Below are 15599 nucleotides of genomic sequence, written 5' to 3'. Positions count from 1 at the left end.
GCTATCAGCGTGTGAATAATTTTGAAGTTAAATTGAATGGCGCTAATTTGCTGTATGAGGAAAGCCCATGCCGAGTATTAATTTAGACCCCATCACCCTAGAGGAAGGTTACCCGCCAGTGGATCGTTGGCACCCCGATTTTTGTGGCGATATGGATTTACTCATCAAAGCGAATGGTGAATGGATTCATGAAGGAAGTGCGATTAAGCGTGAAAAAATGGTGACACTGTTTAGCCGCATTCTTTGGCGTGAAGGGAATGAGTACTTTTTAGTCACGCCTGCTGAAAAGGTGCGCATACAAGTGGAGGATGTGCCATTTCAAATTGTGCGAGCGGAGCAGATACCCAATAGTGTAGGTGAATTTGTTTGGCGTTTTTACACGAAAACAAATGATGTCTTAACGCTAGGCGAAGATTGCCGTATAGAATTGCGACCGTATCAGGGGGACTGGATGCCCTATGTTTCAGTGCGCCATGGTATGTGGGCGAATTTTCATCGTAATGTTTATTATCAGTTGATCGAAGAGGCCGAACAAATAGAGCAAGCTCAAGGTATTACCCTACAACTGAAAAGTGCTGGACAACCCCACACAATTGGAACTTTTCACGAAATATAAACGATTTCTATGTCAGTCATTTGACGGGCTACGTTATAATGAGCCTTTGACATATATCTTTGTAAGGTGAAGCGATTGTTATTTTCTGAGTTTGATTTAGATAGCCGATTAATGAAGTCTTTTGGTCACTTTGGCTACGAGCACGCAACGGATATTCAGGAGCGTGCGATACCTGAAGCGATGGCTGGTAAAGATTTGTTGGCGTCTTCCAAGACGGGCTCAGGGAAAACACTGGCGTACTTGTTGCCTGCGGTTCACCGCTTGTACACTCGCAAAGCCTTGGCGAAGCGCGACCCTCGTGTCCTTATTCTGGTGCCAACTCGAGAGTTGGCAAAACAAGTGTACGCTACCCTCAGAACGTTAATCGCGGGAACGCGTTTCAGCTCGATTTTGGTGCTCGGTGGCGAGAACTTTAACGATCAGCATAAAAACTTCCAGAAAGACCCACATTTTGTGGTGGCGACACCAGGTCGTATGGCGGATCACCTAAAACAGCGCAACGTGTTTTTAGAAGGTCTAGAAATGTTGATCCTTGATGAAGCGGATCGCATGTTAGATTTAGGCTTTGCCGCGGACTTACGCGCCATCAACAATGCTGCGAATCACCGTCGTCGCCAAACGTTATTTTTCTCTGCGACACTTGATAACACTGACGTCAATGAGATTGCACAAGAGTTATTACATGAGCCTGTACGTGTAGCGATTGGTCACAGCCAAGACGAACACCAAGATATCAAACAACATGTTTACTTATGTGATCACTTGGATCATAAGCAGGCGTTACTAGAGCATTTCATTCGCTCCCTCACGATCAAGCAAGCCATTGTCTTCACCGCAACCAAAACTGATACGGTTCGTTTGGCTGAACTTATTGGTAGCTGGGACGTGCGAACTGGTAGTTTGAATGGTGATATGAGTCAGAGCGCCCGCAGTAAGGTGATGGATGACTTTGCACGAGGTAAATTTGAGGTGTTGGTAAGTACCGACATCGCATCACGTGGTCTTGATATTGCAAGTGTTTCACATGTGTTTAACTTTGATATCCCAAAACCTGCAGAAGAGTTCGTTCATCGTACTGGACGTACGGGACGAGCTGGGTTTAAAGGTGAAGCCATTTCCTTAGTGGGACCGAAAGATTGGTTTAACTTTAAGGACGTGGAAGAGTTTCTAAAGCGTACCTTCGTATTGTCTAAAGTCGAAGGGCTAGAAGCGACGTTTACTGGTATTGCAAGTAAGCGAGCGCCACAGAAACAATCGAAACCTAAAACCAAGCAAAAACCAAAGACTAATAAAGTCCAAAAGAAACCGGCTGCACGTAAGAAGGTTGTCTTTCAAGACCAAACACAACAGGGATTCGAACCGTTTCGTTTGCCTAAGAAAAACAAACAAAAGGATGCGTAGTGGTTTCTGGATCGCTATGCTGTAAAGCCTCGCTAGAGGTTGCTTGACTCGGAGAGCTCATTATTAACAGATTGCCGCCTTTAAATTCGTTGAAGTGTTTTGAATCTGCTGCTCGTCATGGCAGCTTTAACAAAGCTGCCCAAGAGCTTAACGTGACACCTTCAGCGATTAGCCATCAGATCAAAGGGCTGGAAAGCTTTTTGGGGATTGAGCTATTTCGTCGCACGAAAAGAAAAGTTGTGTTGACCGAGGCAGGTGAGACGTACTTAAAACCGATCAAGCAAATTTTCCAAAAGTTAGAGCAAGCGACTGCAGATCTTAAGAGCGCTCAGCATGCAGGATCTTTGCGGCTTGCGGTAGCGCCCTCATTCTTAACTCGTTGGCTGATGCCACGCATGGAGCGCTTCCAAAGTCGTTATCCTGACATCGAGATCGAAATCCGATCATCGATGGGCTTTATTGACTTCTCCCTAGGGGAAATCGACATGGCAGTATACTTCGGAAATGGTGAATGGAGTGATGTAGAAGCTCATTACCTCAGGCCGATTCGACTTGCTCCAGTTTGTTCTCCGAAGATGATCAAACCGGATCAACCAATTAAACAGCCTGAAGACATGCGTTTTTACCCCTTATTGCACGTTAGTAAACGCAATGATGAGTGGAACGATTGGTTGGTGCAGAATGACCTAGATCCAAAGGTTTTCCGACGCGGTTTGATGTTCTCAAGCGGTTCTCTTACCGCTGGGGCTGCGGCTCAAGGATTAGGTATTGCCTTGGCTGATATTAGTTTAGTGACCCCTGAGATCGAGTCTGGTCAATTGCAGGTGCTATTTGATAAACAGCTGGATACCAACCGTTCGTTCTATTTGGTATTCGAGAAAAAACGCGCATTAACGCCAGCCATGGCAGCGTTCAAAGAATGGATTATTGAAGAAATGAACGACAGCTAATTTATAGCTGTTTTTAAGTTGGCTAGATAACTGGCCGTGTTTGACCACAGTGAGTGTTTTATGTCTCTACAAGTAAATAGTTATTTTGATGATGCCGTTAAATCTATTGCCCTAGACAATGCAGAGGGAACGTCTACCGTAGGTGTAATGAGCATCGGTGATTACGAGTTCGGTACTTCTCAGCGCGAATACATGACGGTTGTTTCAGGTTCTTTGACGGTTCTATTGCCAGGCGAATCTGAGTGGAAAACATTTGTTAAAGGTGAAACCTTTATCGTTGAAGCAAACCAAAAATTCGGCGTGAAAGTAACAGAAACAACGGCTTACCTTTGCCGCTACGAATAAATTCTATTTTCTCGATAAATAGAATTTAGAAACCAAAAAAAGAGGCGTTCGCATATGCGAACGCCTCTTTTTTTATCAGGTGAAGGTGCTAACCACCGACAACATTTACAAGTAGTGTAACTTTGTCGCCAGGTTGGACATACTTCTGGCTTCCCACTTTTGGATTCCATTTACGGATATCACTGACGCGGACATTGAACTTATTCGCAACAACCGCTAATGAGTCGCCGGAACGAATGGTGTATACCACACGTTTAACAACGGAGCGTGTGCTGCTTTTAGAGCTGCTTGTTTCTGGTTTCATCCATACTACAAGCTTTTTGCCAGGGAACAACGGATCAGCTAAGCCCATGCTGTTCCAGCGCGCTAGAGTTTTCGTGTCCGTGTTGTATTTCTTAGCGATACTCCACAAGCTGTCGCCACTTTCAACGGTATAATTTACTTTTACTCGACTGCTGCTAGGTGAACGAGACTGTTTTGCTAGCAAGCGCTGATGTGAGCTCAGTGTATAGTTTGCTGCGCTTTGTCCTGCTACTGGGATCATCAACTGTTGTCCTACACGAATAAGATTAGAAGAGATCTTGTTGATGTCCTGAAGCACTGCAACGGTGGTGTTGTGGTCGCGAGCAACGGCTCCTAAATTATCGCCAGCTTGAACTGTGTAACGAATCCAAGTAACACGCTCTTTCGGTGGCAATGTCGCAAGTTTAGTACGGAACTTGTCAGCTGAATCAATCGGTACCAGCAGGGTATGTGGCCCATCTGGTGATGTTGCCCACTGATTAAACGCAGGATTCAAAAGATAGATTTCATCGATGCTCACTTCAGCCATGTCAGCTGCTTGAGCAAGATCCATTTGACCGCCAATGTTTACTTCTTCGAAGTACGGTTGATTGGCAATGAAATAAGTCTCGTAGTTGTAACGTTCAGGGTTTTTCATAATGATGGCCAATGCCATCAACTTCGGTACATAAGCACGAGTTTCTGCAGGTAGATCTAATGACCAAAAGTCCGTCGGCTTACCCGCTTTTTTGTTCTTACGAATGGCGCGCATGACAGTGCCTTCGCCTGAGTTGTAAGACGCTAATGCATGTAACCAGTCACCATCGAACATCTTATTAAGACGCTTCAGGTACGCTATGGCAGCTTTAGTGGAAAGCTGAATGTCACGACGACCATCAATCCACCAAGTTTGTTCTAGTCCGTACATGTGTCCCGTAGACGGGATAAATTGCCAAGGGCCAGATGCTCGTCCGTGACTGTAGCCAAATGGGTCAAAGCCACTTTCTACGATGGGCAGCAGGGCGATTTCAAGTGGTAAGCCTTCTTTTTCCAGCTCTTCTACGATGTAGTGAAGGTAACGTTCGCCACGTTTAGACACACGATCTAGATAAGATAGGTGCGTGCTGTACCAGCGGATCTGAGACTTCAGACGTGGTTGGTCGACATCTAAATCAAATTGGTAGCCAGCACGGATACGATCCCACAAATCTTCCGGAGGAAGATTTGCTGGTTCTTGGTCTTGTTTGCTTTTGGCAAGAGCTTTTGCTTCGTCAGAGCGAACAGGTTTGACGGTATCAATAAAGTCGACTTCGTTCGCGTCGGCTTCCGGTGCACCGATGGCTTCGTTCTCAGCATCGATTTCGGCAATGTCTGCTGGTTGGTTTGTCATAGACTGACAGCCAGTCAAGATACTGCCTGCTAAGAGGGCGATGAGTATGTTTTTCGTCATTCTGCTCACATTAGATTTTCATTTGGTCTGCATTCTAAGGATTGGCCAGTTGAGGTCAACTAAAAGCCATCTTTAGCTCGTCTGATTTGCGCAAAGCTATTGACAGCATCCAATGCCATATCTTCCTTTAATAGCTTTGCTGCGCCTTCGACGACTTCTTTTCTGTCGAACCGCATAAAAGGGTTGGTTTCAATTTCAAGGGCAATGGTTGAAGGCAAAGTAGGCGTGCCTTCTTCTCTTAGAGACTCTGCTTCCTCGATGGCTTCAACTAATTTGGTATTGTTAGGATCAATGGCTACAGCGAAGCGGTAGTTAGCCAGTGTGTATTCGTGGGTGCCAAAGACCAATGTATCAGCAGGTAATGATCTTAGTTTTGTCATAGCGCTTAGCATTTGCGCTGGAGTGCCTTCAAACAAACGGCCACAGCCGCCTCTAAATAAGGTATCGCCACAAAGCAAAAGGGGCTTGGAGTCTTGCGGCTCTGCAAAGTAGCACAAATGATCTAGTGTGTGTCCAGGTGTTTCAAGAACTAGGAACATGTTGTCAGCCACTGACACTTCATCGCCTTGTTGTACTGGATGAGTGACTAATTGTGGTGCTAATGACGCTGGACCATATACTGGACACTGATAGAGCTGGGTTAGCTCAGCAACGCCACCGGTATGATCTTTGTGGTGGTGGGTTACTAAAATCCCTGCTAGCTTGAGTTGTTGGGACTGACAGTATTCAATGACGACCTTGGCATCACCTGGGTCGACTGCCCAGATAGTCTGTTGTGATGTTGCTTGGGTAACCCAAATATAATTGTCATTGAATGCAGGTAACGGAATAAATGTCATATGCCCAACGTTATGTTTAAATATTGATAAAAGACGCCATAACATTCCTACGGCAGTCCGATCATAAAAAGAGAGCATTGTATGTTGGATAACCAATCAAGACAATTATTCCAAGATTGGTACGACACCGAGTTAGGTCAGCGATTGCTTAATGAAGAGCATGATCTCATTGAGCGCGCGCTGGATAATATGGTGGGCTACTATCTGGTACAGCAATCTCCATTACGCCATCTAACTTTTCACAATCACCGCATGCGTGAAACGATTTCGTTGTCACCAGTACTCGAGTTAGGGGCGAGTCAAAGAACGGTAGTCGCTCGCATGAGTGAGTTACCGCTTGAATCAGATGGGATAGATGCAATGGTGTTGCATCATACTTTAGATTTATCAGAGAACCCGCATCGAGATTTGCATGAAGTAGCCCGTACTTTGCTGCCGAGCGGCAAGCTAATCATTATTGGCTTTAATCCGATCGGTTTTTGGGGGATTCGTCGTTATTTTAGCAATCGTGTGAAGGCACCATGGGCTGGGCGCTTCATTTCTCATCGTCGTTTAGATGATTGGTTAAAAGTGGCAGGATTAACCCTCGAAAATGTGGAGTTTATTGATTACGATATGCCGCTTCAATCAAACAAGTGGCGTCAGCGTATGAATTGGGTGGGTGGTTCAGCAAAAGCGCTTAAGCTGCCTTTGGGAGGCGTTTATATTATGACCGCCACCAAGCAAACACGACGTTATATCCCATTAAAACCGCGCTGGAAAACGGCAAAAGTTCGCGTGCCGCCACTGACAAAGCCAACGATAAAAGAGATCAAGTAGTCACATGAAAGAAGTAACGCTGTACACCGACGGTGCTTGTAAAGGTAATCCTGGCATAGGTGGTTGGGGTGCATGGTTAACATTTGGTCAACATGAAAAGCGACTATGTGGTGGTGAACACGACACAACGAATAATCGCATGGAGTTGTTGGGAGCAATTGAAGGTTTAAAGGCATTACGAGAGCCTTGTAAAGTAGATCTGTTTACGGATTCTTCTTATGTCCAGAAGGGGATCACTGAGTGGTTAGCTGGATGGAAGCGCAAGGGCTGGAAAACCGCTTCAAAGCAGCCAGTTAAGAATCAAGATCTATGGCAACAGTTGGATGAGATGTGTCAAAAACACCAAGTAGAATGGCATTGGGTGAAAGGGCATGCTGGCATTGAAGGCAATGAAATTGCCGACCAGCTAGCCAATCAAGGTATTGAAGAGTTGAGGGCTCGCTCATGAGACAAGTTGTACTTGATACAGAAACAACAGGTATTGACCCGAAACAAGGCCACCGAATCATCGAGATTGGTTGTGTCGAGATGGTGGGGCGTAAGCTGACCAATCGACATTTTCACGTTTACATTAATCCTGAACGTGAGGTAGAAGAAGAAGCCTTCAATGTCCACGGTATCAGTAATGAGTTCTTGGCGGATAAGCCAAAATTCGCGGAGGTGGCAAAAGAGTTTCTAGAGTTCATCGATGGGGCGGAGTTAATCATCCATAACGCACCTTTCGACGTGGGCTTCATTGATCATGAGTTCTCGATGTTGGGTGGCTTTCCAAATGTTGCCGACGTTTGCAAGGTCTTTGATAGCTTAGTCTATGCTCGTCGTAAACACCCAGGTCAAAAAAATAACCTAGACGCTCTATGTCGTCGTTATGGTATTGATAACTCTCATCGTGAATTGCACGGCGCCTTGCTTGACTCCGAAATCCTAGCGGACGTGTACCTGCTCATGACAGGTGGGCAAATCACCATGGGGGGATTCGGCGGTGATGGTGATGAAGATGGTGAAGATCTTTACACTATCCGTCGATTGTCGCCAGACAGACCTCGCCTTAAAGTTCTTAAAGTGAGTGAATCGGAACTAGAGGCTCATAATGAACGTTTGGATCTAATTGATAAAAAGTCTGGACTATCGTTGTGGCGAAAACTAGAGAACCCCGAGTTGGCTTCGCAAGACTAGAGTGCTTGTGACTATGCTTGGTAATTTCGTCTAAAAGTATTAAAGAAGCTAAATCAGCATAATTAAAAACGGCAAACCTAATTGGGCTTGCCGTTTTTTTCTTTAAAAGAAGTGGCTATGGCTTACGAAGCACTCAGTAAGCTCACGCAAATACCGCCAACAATTGAAAGAACGATAGTGTACGGTAGAGCCATCCATACCATTTTGCCATAGGACAATCTGAGTAGAGGGGCAATGGCTGAGGTCAGCAAGAATAGGAAGGCAGCTTGCCCGTTCGGTGTTGCAACACTTGGTAAGTTGGTACCGGTGTTGACGGCAATCGCCAGCAAATCAAAGTGTTCACGGTCGATGACTCCTGCATCTAACGCCGCTTTTATTTCACTGATGTAAACCGTCGCCACAAATACGTTATCGCTGATGGCAGATAGGAGACCATTGGCAATAAAGAACATGATTGGCTGGGTGTCATGTGGTAGCTGTAGCACCATATCAATAAATGGCTGGAACAAATGTTGGCTGTGGATGACCGATACCACACTGAAAAATACCACTAGTAGAGCAGTAAAAGGCAGCGCCTCTTCGAAAGCATGGCCAATGCGGTGTTCTTCTGTAATGCCATTAAAAGAGGTTAGTAAGACGATGATCATCAAACCCACTAAGCCCACTTCAGCCACGTGAAACGCCAAAGAAAAGACTAATACAACCGCAACAATGCCTTGAATGATCAACTGTGCTTTATGTTTATTAGTACTTTTGGCTGATTCTTCGTCTGCAAAATTCTTAAGAATATTACGTACGTTTTCTGGTAGTTTTGCGCCGTAGTCAAACCATTTCGTTTTTTCTAAAACAATCACGGTGACTAGGCCTGCAGCCAGCACTGGCATAGATACAGGTGCGACACGGACAAAGAACTCAATGAAATCCCATCCTGCTGTATGGGCAATCAACAAGTTTTGCGGCTCACCGACCAATGTACACACGCCACCTAACGCTGTTCCCACCGCACCATGCATAAGCAGACTACGTAAAAACGCACGAAACTTGGCTAAGTCTTCTTGGTTGACTGGCAGTATCAGCTCATCACCGCTGTGATCGTGGGCATTATTACTGGATTGGTCGGAGGCGACTTTGTGGTAAACAGAGTAAAAGCCAACGCTGACACTGATCAGTACGGCGGTCACCGTTAATGCGTCGAGAAATGCGGACAATAGAGCCGCGGCAAAACTAAACACGAGAGAAATAGCGACCTTTGAACGAATACGGATCAGCAGCTTATTGAAAATAAACAGCAGCATATCCTTCATGAAGTAAATCCCTGCCACCATGAACATAAGTAGCAAAATAACCTCAATGTTCCCTTTCACTTCGTGATACACGCCGTCAGTGCTGGTCAGACCTAGTAGTATAGCTTCGATGGCTAATAATCCTCCTGGCTGTAACGGGTAACATTTGAGAGCCATGGCAAGGGTAAAAATAAACTCAATGATCAGTAGCCAGCCCGTAACAAATGGCCCCATAGACATCAAAACAATGGGATTGAGTATCAGAAAGGCGATAATGGTTTGCTTGTACCACAGGGGCGAGGACCCCAAAAAGTTATTGCCGAAAGCTTGGGACAACGAGGCTTTCATTAAAGTGCGCTCCTTTATTATTCTCATAGGCGTTATTAATGTGGAAATTTTAAGCAAATGCAGCCCAAAGAGCGATAGTAAAAATCAACTAAGGCGTATTTATCTATTGTGAATTGGGTAAGTGGCTCTATTATGGTTTCTGAATTTGATTGTTATGTAACATTAGGAGTATGACTTGGAGTTTTTAGCAGACTATGCCGGATTTTTAATTCGCTTATTGAGCATCGCATTGATTATTTTGCTCATTTTATCTGTCGTGGCGAGTGGCAAAAGTAAGCAGCGCAAAGGTGGCAACCTGACTATTAGCAAGCTAAATGAAGGCTACCAAGCGATGAAGTCGGAGTTGAGCAAGCAGCTGTTCGATAAAAAAACCTTGAAACAGCAGCAGAAAGCCCTGAAAAAGCAAAAGAAAGAAGAGCAAAAGCAAAAAGTCGATCAAGAAGAGAAAAAGCGTATTTACGTCATCGACTTTGACGGCGATATGAAGGCCAGTGCAGTGCAATCCATGCGAGAAGAAATTACCGCTATCTTAAGTGTCGCGACCGCTAAAGATGAAGTAGTGGTTCGCCTAGAAAGCCCTGGTGGCGTGGTGCATGGATACGGTCTGGCTGCTTCGCAATTGCAACGTATTAAAGACAAAGGTGTTCCACTGACGGTCACAGTAGACAAGGTTGCGGCCAGCGGTGGTTACATGATGGCTTGTGTGGCGGACAAGATCGTGGCAGCTCCATTTGCCATTCTGGGCTCTATCGGTGTGGTCGCACAAGTTCCGAACATTCACCGCTTGTTGGAGCGTAATACTATTGATGTTGAGCTTCATACGGCAGGTAAATACAAGCGCACATTGACTATGCTCGGTGAAAACACCGATGAAGGGCGAGAAAAGTTTAAACAAGATCTAGAAGATACTCATGAGTTGTTTAAACGTTTTGTTTCAACGAATCGTCCTGTGTTAGACATCGAAACCATTGCCACGGGTGAAACGTGGTATGGATCAGAAGCTGTTGAAAACAAGCTCGCTGATTCAGTGATGACCAGTGACGCGTATCTTGAGCAGTTTTATGCAGACTATGATGTTTTGCAGGTCTCGTACCGAGAAACAAAGGGATTAACCGAGAGAATTGGCTTAGGTGTATTTTCAGCGCTAGAGCAGAAAGCCACGAAATGGTTATCCAAAGCCATTCATCACAGAGGCTTCTAAAAAATCCCCAGCCATTGGCTGGGGATTTTTTTTCATTCAAAGTAACTATGAATTACTTAGTTTTCTTAATCTCACCGCTTTTAAGGCGAGCGTTGTAAGACGTAAGTTCACGCTTAACAATCGGCATCAAGAAGTACAGACCGATGATGTTCACAACAGCCATAGCGAAGATCGCTGCGTCAGAGAAGTCGATAACAGGTCCTAAGTTAGCTGCTGCGCCAATGACAACAAAGACACAGAAGATCAGTTTGAATGCTAGCTCAGTGTTCTTGCCTTCACCAAACAAGTAAGTCCAAGCCTTAAGGCCGTAGTAAGACCAGCTCAACATGGTTGAGAAAGCGAACAATACAACAGCAATCACCAATAGGTATGGGAACCAACCTACAGCCGAGCCAAATGCTGCTGATGTCAGTGCAACACCTGATGTGTCACCAATCGTCTGAATATGGCCGCTGTCACCTAGCAGGTAGACACCTTGTTGTGCATCGAACATAAGCTGGCCAGTGATGATGATCACTAGAGCAGTCATAGTACAAATTACGACTGTATCGATAAATGGCTCAAGAAGAGAGACAAAACCTTCAGTGATAGGCTCTTTTGTTTGTACCGCAGAGTGGGCAATCGCAGCAGAACCCACCCCCGCCTCGTTAGAGAACGCGGCACGTTTAAAGCCTTGAATCAATGCACCAACCATACCGCCAGCAACACCTAGACCTGTGAATGCGCCTTCAAAGATTTGACCAAAAGCCCAACCAATTTTGTCAGCATTCATTGCAAGGATGATGATCGCAGTACCAACGTAAAGAATCGCCATGAAAGGAACGACTTTTTCAGTAACGTTAGCAATAGATTTGATACCACCAACGATTACTGCGAAAACGATGCCCGCGAAGATTAAGCCTGTTACCCAACCTGGGTAGTCACCAAATACGCCAGAAAGTTGAGCGTGTGCTTGGTTGGCTTGGAACATGTTACCGCCGCCTAGAGCACCTAGGATACAGAATACTGCGAACAGTACTGCTAGGATCTTACCACCAGGGATACCGCGTTCAGCGAAACCTTTGGTGATGTAGTACATCGGACCACCAGATACGCTGCCATCTTTGTATTCATTACGGTATTTCACTGCAAGGGTACATTCGGTGAACTTAGATGCCATACCTAGAAGACCTGCTAGGATCATCCAGAAGATTGCACCTGGGCCACCAATACCGATCGCTACAGCAACACCCGCGATGTTACCAAGACCAACCGTACCAGATAGAGCAGTGGTTAAAGCTTGGAAATGGCTAACTTCACCCGCGTCATTTGGGTTTGAGTAGTCACCTTTAACGAGGGAGATAGAATGGCCAATAGATCGGAATTGAACAAAACCGAAATAAAGTGTGAAAACACTTGCGCCCACTACCAACCATAGAACGATCCATGGGAAAGACGTACCAGGGATTGGGGCAAAAATTAGGCTAACGAACCAGCCAGTAGAGGAAGCAAAGATAGCGTTTACTGCTTCGTCTAGACCTTCACTTGCAAACAGCATAGAACTGCCAAAAGTAAGCAGTGCAACGACTGCTGCTTGGATGTAATTCTTAAACATGTTGGGGGAAAACCTTTTTTAGCTAACAACAGTCACAGGGACATTGGCGCTCATTACAAGCTGAGCAGTTACACTGCCAAATACACGTGCGCTCAATCCATGATCGGCAGAACGGGCAACAAAAATTTGTTCTGCGTTAGCTTCCACTGCTGCATTGTTTAAAACAGCGGCTGCTTTACCGTGAACTACCTTGCCTTCAGCTTTGATGCCTTCAGCCTTAAGTTCTTGAAGAAGAGGTTCGATCACACGTTCTGTGGCGATCTTGATTTCTTCTTGTTTTTGTTTGGTTCGACGAGCATTTTCTTCATGCGTCTGGAATTTGTAGGGAGACCACTCCACCACACATACCAGTAACAAAGAACAGTCATCACCCACGAGAGATGCTTGGCGTTTGGCGAAAGCTAAAGCGCGATGGCTCGCATCACTGCCGTCAACACCAACAACGTAAGTCGCTGTCATAGGGGGTTCCTTATTTTGTAGTTAGTAAGAAATGTGGAAATAAGGTGCGCAAAGTTAGCATAATTTTTTTGTCGAAGTTACCTTTTTTTCAAAAAAAGTGTTGTATTCCTGCAGGTATTAAGAATGTATCCAAAATAAAAAACTGCACTTTGCTCAAAAAGTAGTCGAAGTGACTTTTGATTGGAGGCTCATTTTTATATCGAGGATGGTGTAAGAGTCGGTTGATTACTATCAACCAAAAAAAGAGGAGCTAACGTTGTTGTTAGCTCCTCTTCAGGGAAAAAGCCTCTAACTCAATCAGTTATTGGCTAAGGCTCGATAGAAGACAGCATATCTTTAAAGATCGATTTTGACTCTTCTAATGTGCTAGTAATGGTGTCTGCTGTCACTGGTCGGCTAAAGAAATAGCCTTGCATGATCTCACAGCCCATTTTTTCAAGTTCATCCGCGTGCTCTTGAGTTTCTACCCCTTCTGCGACAAGCTTTAAGTTCAAACCATTAGCCATTTGAATAATGGCGGCGATAATCGTTTGGTCAGTTTTGCTTCGTAGCATGTTTCGTACAAAGCTTTGATCTATTTTTAATACGTCCAACGGGAAACCATTGATGTAGGATAGGCTGGAGTAACCGGTGCCAAAATCATCTAGAGCTATTTTGACGCCCAGTAATCTGATTTCTTCAATAAGCTTACGAGCATACTCTATGTCTTTAGCAAGGACGCTCTCCGTTAGCTCTAGTTCTAACATATGAGGCGAAATTTTACTGTCTTCAAGTACTCGTTTTAGCATTGACAAGAACTTGCTGTCTTCGAACTGAATAATGGAAACATTGACCGCTAAGATCAATTCATGTCCTGATTCTTTCCAAGCAACGGCTTGTCGGCATGCCTCAGTTAAAACATACTCTCCCAATGGGATGATGAGTCCTGATTCTTCGGACAGAGAAATAAATTCGCCAGGTGGTATTAACTCTCCAGAGGCATTGCGCCAACGTACCAATGCTTCAACCCCGATCATATTTTTTGAGTGCACATTGACTTTGGGCTGATAGTAAATTTCAAAGCTTTTCCTTCCCGAAGTTGTTTTCAGAGAGGACTCAAGTTCCTGTTTTAATTGTAGTTTTTTCTCAAGCCCCTGGTTATAAAACTTATATTGGTTTTTACCTGAATCCTTTGCAGAAAATAGGGCTGCTTCAGAGTGTCGGTAAAGCTCATCTAAATCTCGGCTATCTTCAGGGTAAACTGATACGCCAACACTGATCGTAATTTTGAAGTGCTGACCTCTTGCCTCCCATTTAGATTGAAAGATAGCCATGAGCTTTTGAATAAACCTAGTGACTTGGATACTGCTCGAGAGGTTTGAAAGTAAGATTAAAAATTCGTCTCCACCAGGTCTGAATAAGTTACCTTCTAGCTTGAGCTCTTTTTGTAGTTCATAGGCTACTTGTTGCAAGACCATATCACCTACATCATGACCAACTAGCTCATTAACAGACTTAAAGTCATCAAGATCCACCATGACCATAGCCAATTTTTGGTTTGAAGTAGCATGCTGCTTAATAGATTGCAGGGCCCGATCTCGAAGTAGCAAACGGTTTGGTAAATTAGTAAGGGAATCATGTTGTGCCAAATGCGTCATTTTGATTGCCATGGCGCGAGCTTCACTAACATCATGGAAAACAATAATTGCTCCCGTAATTTGCCCATCATGGTTACGGATTGGAGCGGCAGAGTCTTCCACTGCAATGGCCGATTTCATTGACTTACCGAGGGCACAGTTAAGTGCCATGCCGACTATACGCTCTTCTTCTAATGCCACGCGGATCGGGTTGCGCATCGCTTCACCAGAGTCAGCGTCAACTAGGGGCATAACATTTTCAATGGGCTCACCGATGGCTTTGCCTAAACACCAGCCAGTCATATTTTCCGCAATAGGATTTAAAAAAGTCACATTACCATCGGTATCCGTGGCAATGACGGCATCACCAATTGAGTTTAGGGTGATGCGAATGCGTTCCTTTTCATCGATTAATGTCTGCTCTGCCTGTTTGCGGCTGGTAATGTCATTGATCAGCATTAAATAGCCATTTTCAAGAGTACCTTCAGTGTGAGGTACGATTTTTACTTGACCAAAACGCTTAACATCGCCTACGCGGCAGGTGATATCTACAGACTGTTCTTCTCCGTTGGGGGCTAGGTGTATTAGATTTTTTACTTTTTCCCAGGCTATGGGAGGGAGTATCTCAGAGGCATGTTTCCCGATCATGTTCTCGGCTGGTATGCCAAACCATTGCCCTACGGCATCATTACAAAAAATATTGTTATCCTGAGCATCCCAATACGCCACAAAAGCGGGCAATGAATTGACCAGTAGCGCCATTTCATGAGCATGCTTCTGGATGCGGGCTTTTTGTTCAATTAGTGTGAGTTGATTTTTTACCCTTGCACGAGTAATTGAAATATTAATGGGCTTTTGAATATAGTCGACACCGCCTAGCTCTAGAGTTTTTAGCTCATGACCTTGATCGTCATGACCTGTTACAAACAGGATTGGCACTTCTTCTAGGCCAGGAATTGTTTTGATCTTCTTAAACACCTCGTAGCCATTCATATCGGGCATTTCAATGTCAAGTAGTACCAAATCTGGTTTTTTATCTTGAGCAATCAATATTGCGTCAGAGCCATTCGTCGCAAAAAAAACCTCCCCCATGTCCTTGGTAGCCTCATGTAGCAATTTTAGAATGGCTGTTGAGTCATCTACGATTAAGATGGATGGTATTTGGTGGGTGGTACTGAACATACAGCCTTCCTTGAAGCGATAAAAACATGGCGTAATAA

The 15599-nt window shown here is 44.7% G+C and carries 14 protein-coding genes; 8 read left to right on the top strand and 6 right to left on the bottom strand.

From position 1 onward, the window contains the following. Nucleotides 1-67: 67 nt before the first annotated feature. The 4 genes from C8D85_RS04170 (at nt 68) to ppnP (ending at nt 3312) form a co-directional block, all read left to right on the top strand. Nucleotides 68-616, top strand: coding sequence for a DUF1285 domain-containing protein (locus C8D85_RS04170; RefSeq protein WP_133560089.1), 549 nt, complete (start codon nt 68-70; stop codon nt 614-616). 66 nt (nt 617-682) lie between these two features. Further along, the gene (locus C8D85_RS04165; RefSeq protein ID WP_244936886.1) at nt 683-2017 is read left to right on the top strand and encodes a DEAD/DEAH box helicase; all 1335 of its coding nucleotides are present in this window, start codon (nt 683-685) and stop codon (nt 2015-2017) included. 71 nt (nt 2018-2088) lie between these two features. Further along, nucleotides 2089-2967, top strand: coding sequence for a transcriptional regulator GcvA (gene gcvA, locus C8D85_RS04160; RefSeq protein ID WP_133560087.1), 879 nt, complete (start codon nt 2089-2091; stop codon nt 2965-2967). A gap of 60 nt (nt 2968-3027) precedes the next feature. After that, entirely contained in the window at nt 3028-3312 is a 285-nt protein-coding gene (gene ppnP / locus C8D85_RS04155; protein ID WP_133560086.1) for a pyrimidine/purine nucleoside phosphorylase, read from the top strand. A gap of 88 nt (nt 3313-3400) precedes the next feature. Here the strand turns inward: ppnP and C8D85_RS04150 are convergent, their stop codons facing one another. Beyond that, a complete protein-coding gene (locus C8D85_RS04150) occupies nt 3401-5044 on the bottom strand; it encodes a LysM peptidoglycan-binding domain-containing protein (RefSeq protein ID WP_133560085.1) in 1644 nt (547 codons plus the stop codon). A 59-nt stretch (nt 5045-5103) separates the two neighbouring features. Beyond that, a complete protein-coding gene (gene gloB, locus C8D85_RS04145; protein WP_133560084.1) occupies nt 5104-5883 on the bottom strand; it encodes a hydroxyacylglutathione hydrolase in 780 nt (259 codons plus the stop codon). A gap of 81 nt (nt 5884-5964) precedes the next feature. Between gloB and C8D85_RS04140 the strand changes: the two genes are divergently transcribed. From C8D85_RS04140 to dnaQ, 3 genes are read left to right on the top strand one after another with little or no spacing between them, the layout of a single operon-like run. Further along, nucleotides 5965-6702 carry a class I SAM-dependent methyltransferase gene (locus C8D85_RS04140; RefSeq protein WP_133560083.1) on the top strand — a complete coding sequence of 246 codons (738 nt, stop codon included), beginning with the start codon at nt 5965-5967 and terminating at the stop codon, nt 6700-6702. Nucleotides 6703-6706: 4 nt separating this feature from the next. After that, nucleotides 6707-7150: a ribonuclease HI gene (rnhA, locus tag C8D85_RS04135; RefSeq protein ID WP_133560082.1), complete on the top strand. Its 444-nt coding sequence runs from the start codon at nt 6707-6709 to the stop codon at nt 7148-7150. Beyond that, complete coding sequence (dnaQ, locus tag C8D85_RS04130) at nt 7147-7878, top strand: DNA polymerase III subunit epsilon (RefSeq protein ID WP_133560081.1); 732 nt, start codon at nt 7147-7149, stop codon at nt 7876-7878. Before rnhA ends, dnaQ begins: the two co-directional genes overlap by 4 nt. A gap of 122 nt (nt 7879-8000) precedes the next feature. Here the strand turns inward: dnaQ and nhaB are convergent, their stop codons facing one another. Continuing rightward, a complete protein-coding gene (nhaB, locus tag C8D85_RS04125) occupies nt 8001-9509 on the bottom strand; it encodes a sodium/proton antiporter NhaB (RefSeq protein WP_133560080.1) in 1509 nt (502 codons plus the stop codon). A 175-nt stretch (nt 9510-9684) separates the two neighbouring features. Between nhaB and sohB the strand changes: the two genes are divergently transcribed. Further along, nucleotides 9685-10710, top strand: a complete 1026-nt coding sequence (gene sohB, locus C8D85_RS04120) for a protease SohB (protein ID WP_133560079.1) — start codon at nt 9685-9687, stop codon at nt 10708-10710. Between the two features lie 52 nt (nt 10711-10762). On the opposite strand, the gene C8D85_RS04115 is transcribed toward sohB, so the two are convergent. The 3 genes from C8D85_RS04115 to C8D85_RS04105 all read right to left on the bottom strand — a co-directional run bounded on the left by C8D85_RS04115 (nt 10763) and on the right by C8D85_RS04105 (nt 15561). Next, nucleotides 10763-12304 carry an alanine/glycine:cation symporter family protein gene (locus C8D85_RS04115; RefSeq protein ID WP_133560078.1) on the bottom strand — a complete coding sequence of 514 codons (1542 nt, stop codon included), beginning with the start codon at nt 12302-12304 and terminating at the stop codon, nt 10763-10765. A gap of 18 nt (nt 12305-12322) precedes the next feature. Continuing rightward, nucleotides 12323-12763 carry a universal stress protein gene (locus tag C8D85_RS04110; RefSeq protein WP_133560077.1) on the bottom strand — a complete coding sequence of 147 codons (441 nt, stop codon included), beginning with the start codon at nt 12761-12763 and terminating at the stop codon, nt 12323-12325. 308 nt (nt 12764-13071) lie between these two features. Next, a complete protein-coding gene (locus tag C8D85_RS04105) occupies nt 13072-15561 on the bottom strand; it encodes a two-component system response regulator (protein WP_162847533.1) in 2490 nt (829 codons plus the stop codon). Between the last annotated feature and the right edge of the window lie 38 nt (nt 15562-15599).

Source organism: Marinomonas communis (genome assembly GCF_004363305.1).
Lineage (GTDB): Bacteria > Pseudomonadota > Gammaproteobacteria > Pseudomonadales > Marinomonadaceae > Marinomonas > Marinomonas communis.
The sequence above is the reverse complement of the archived record's forward strand: the minus strand, read 5'-3'. Positions and strand labels throughout refer to the sequence as shown.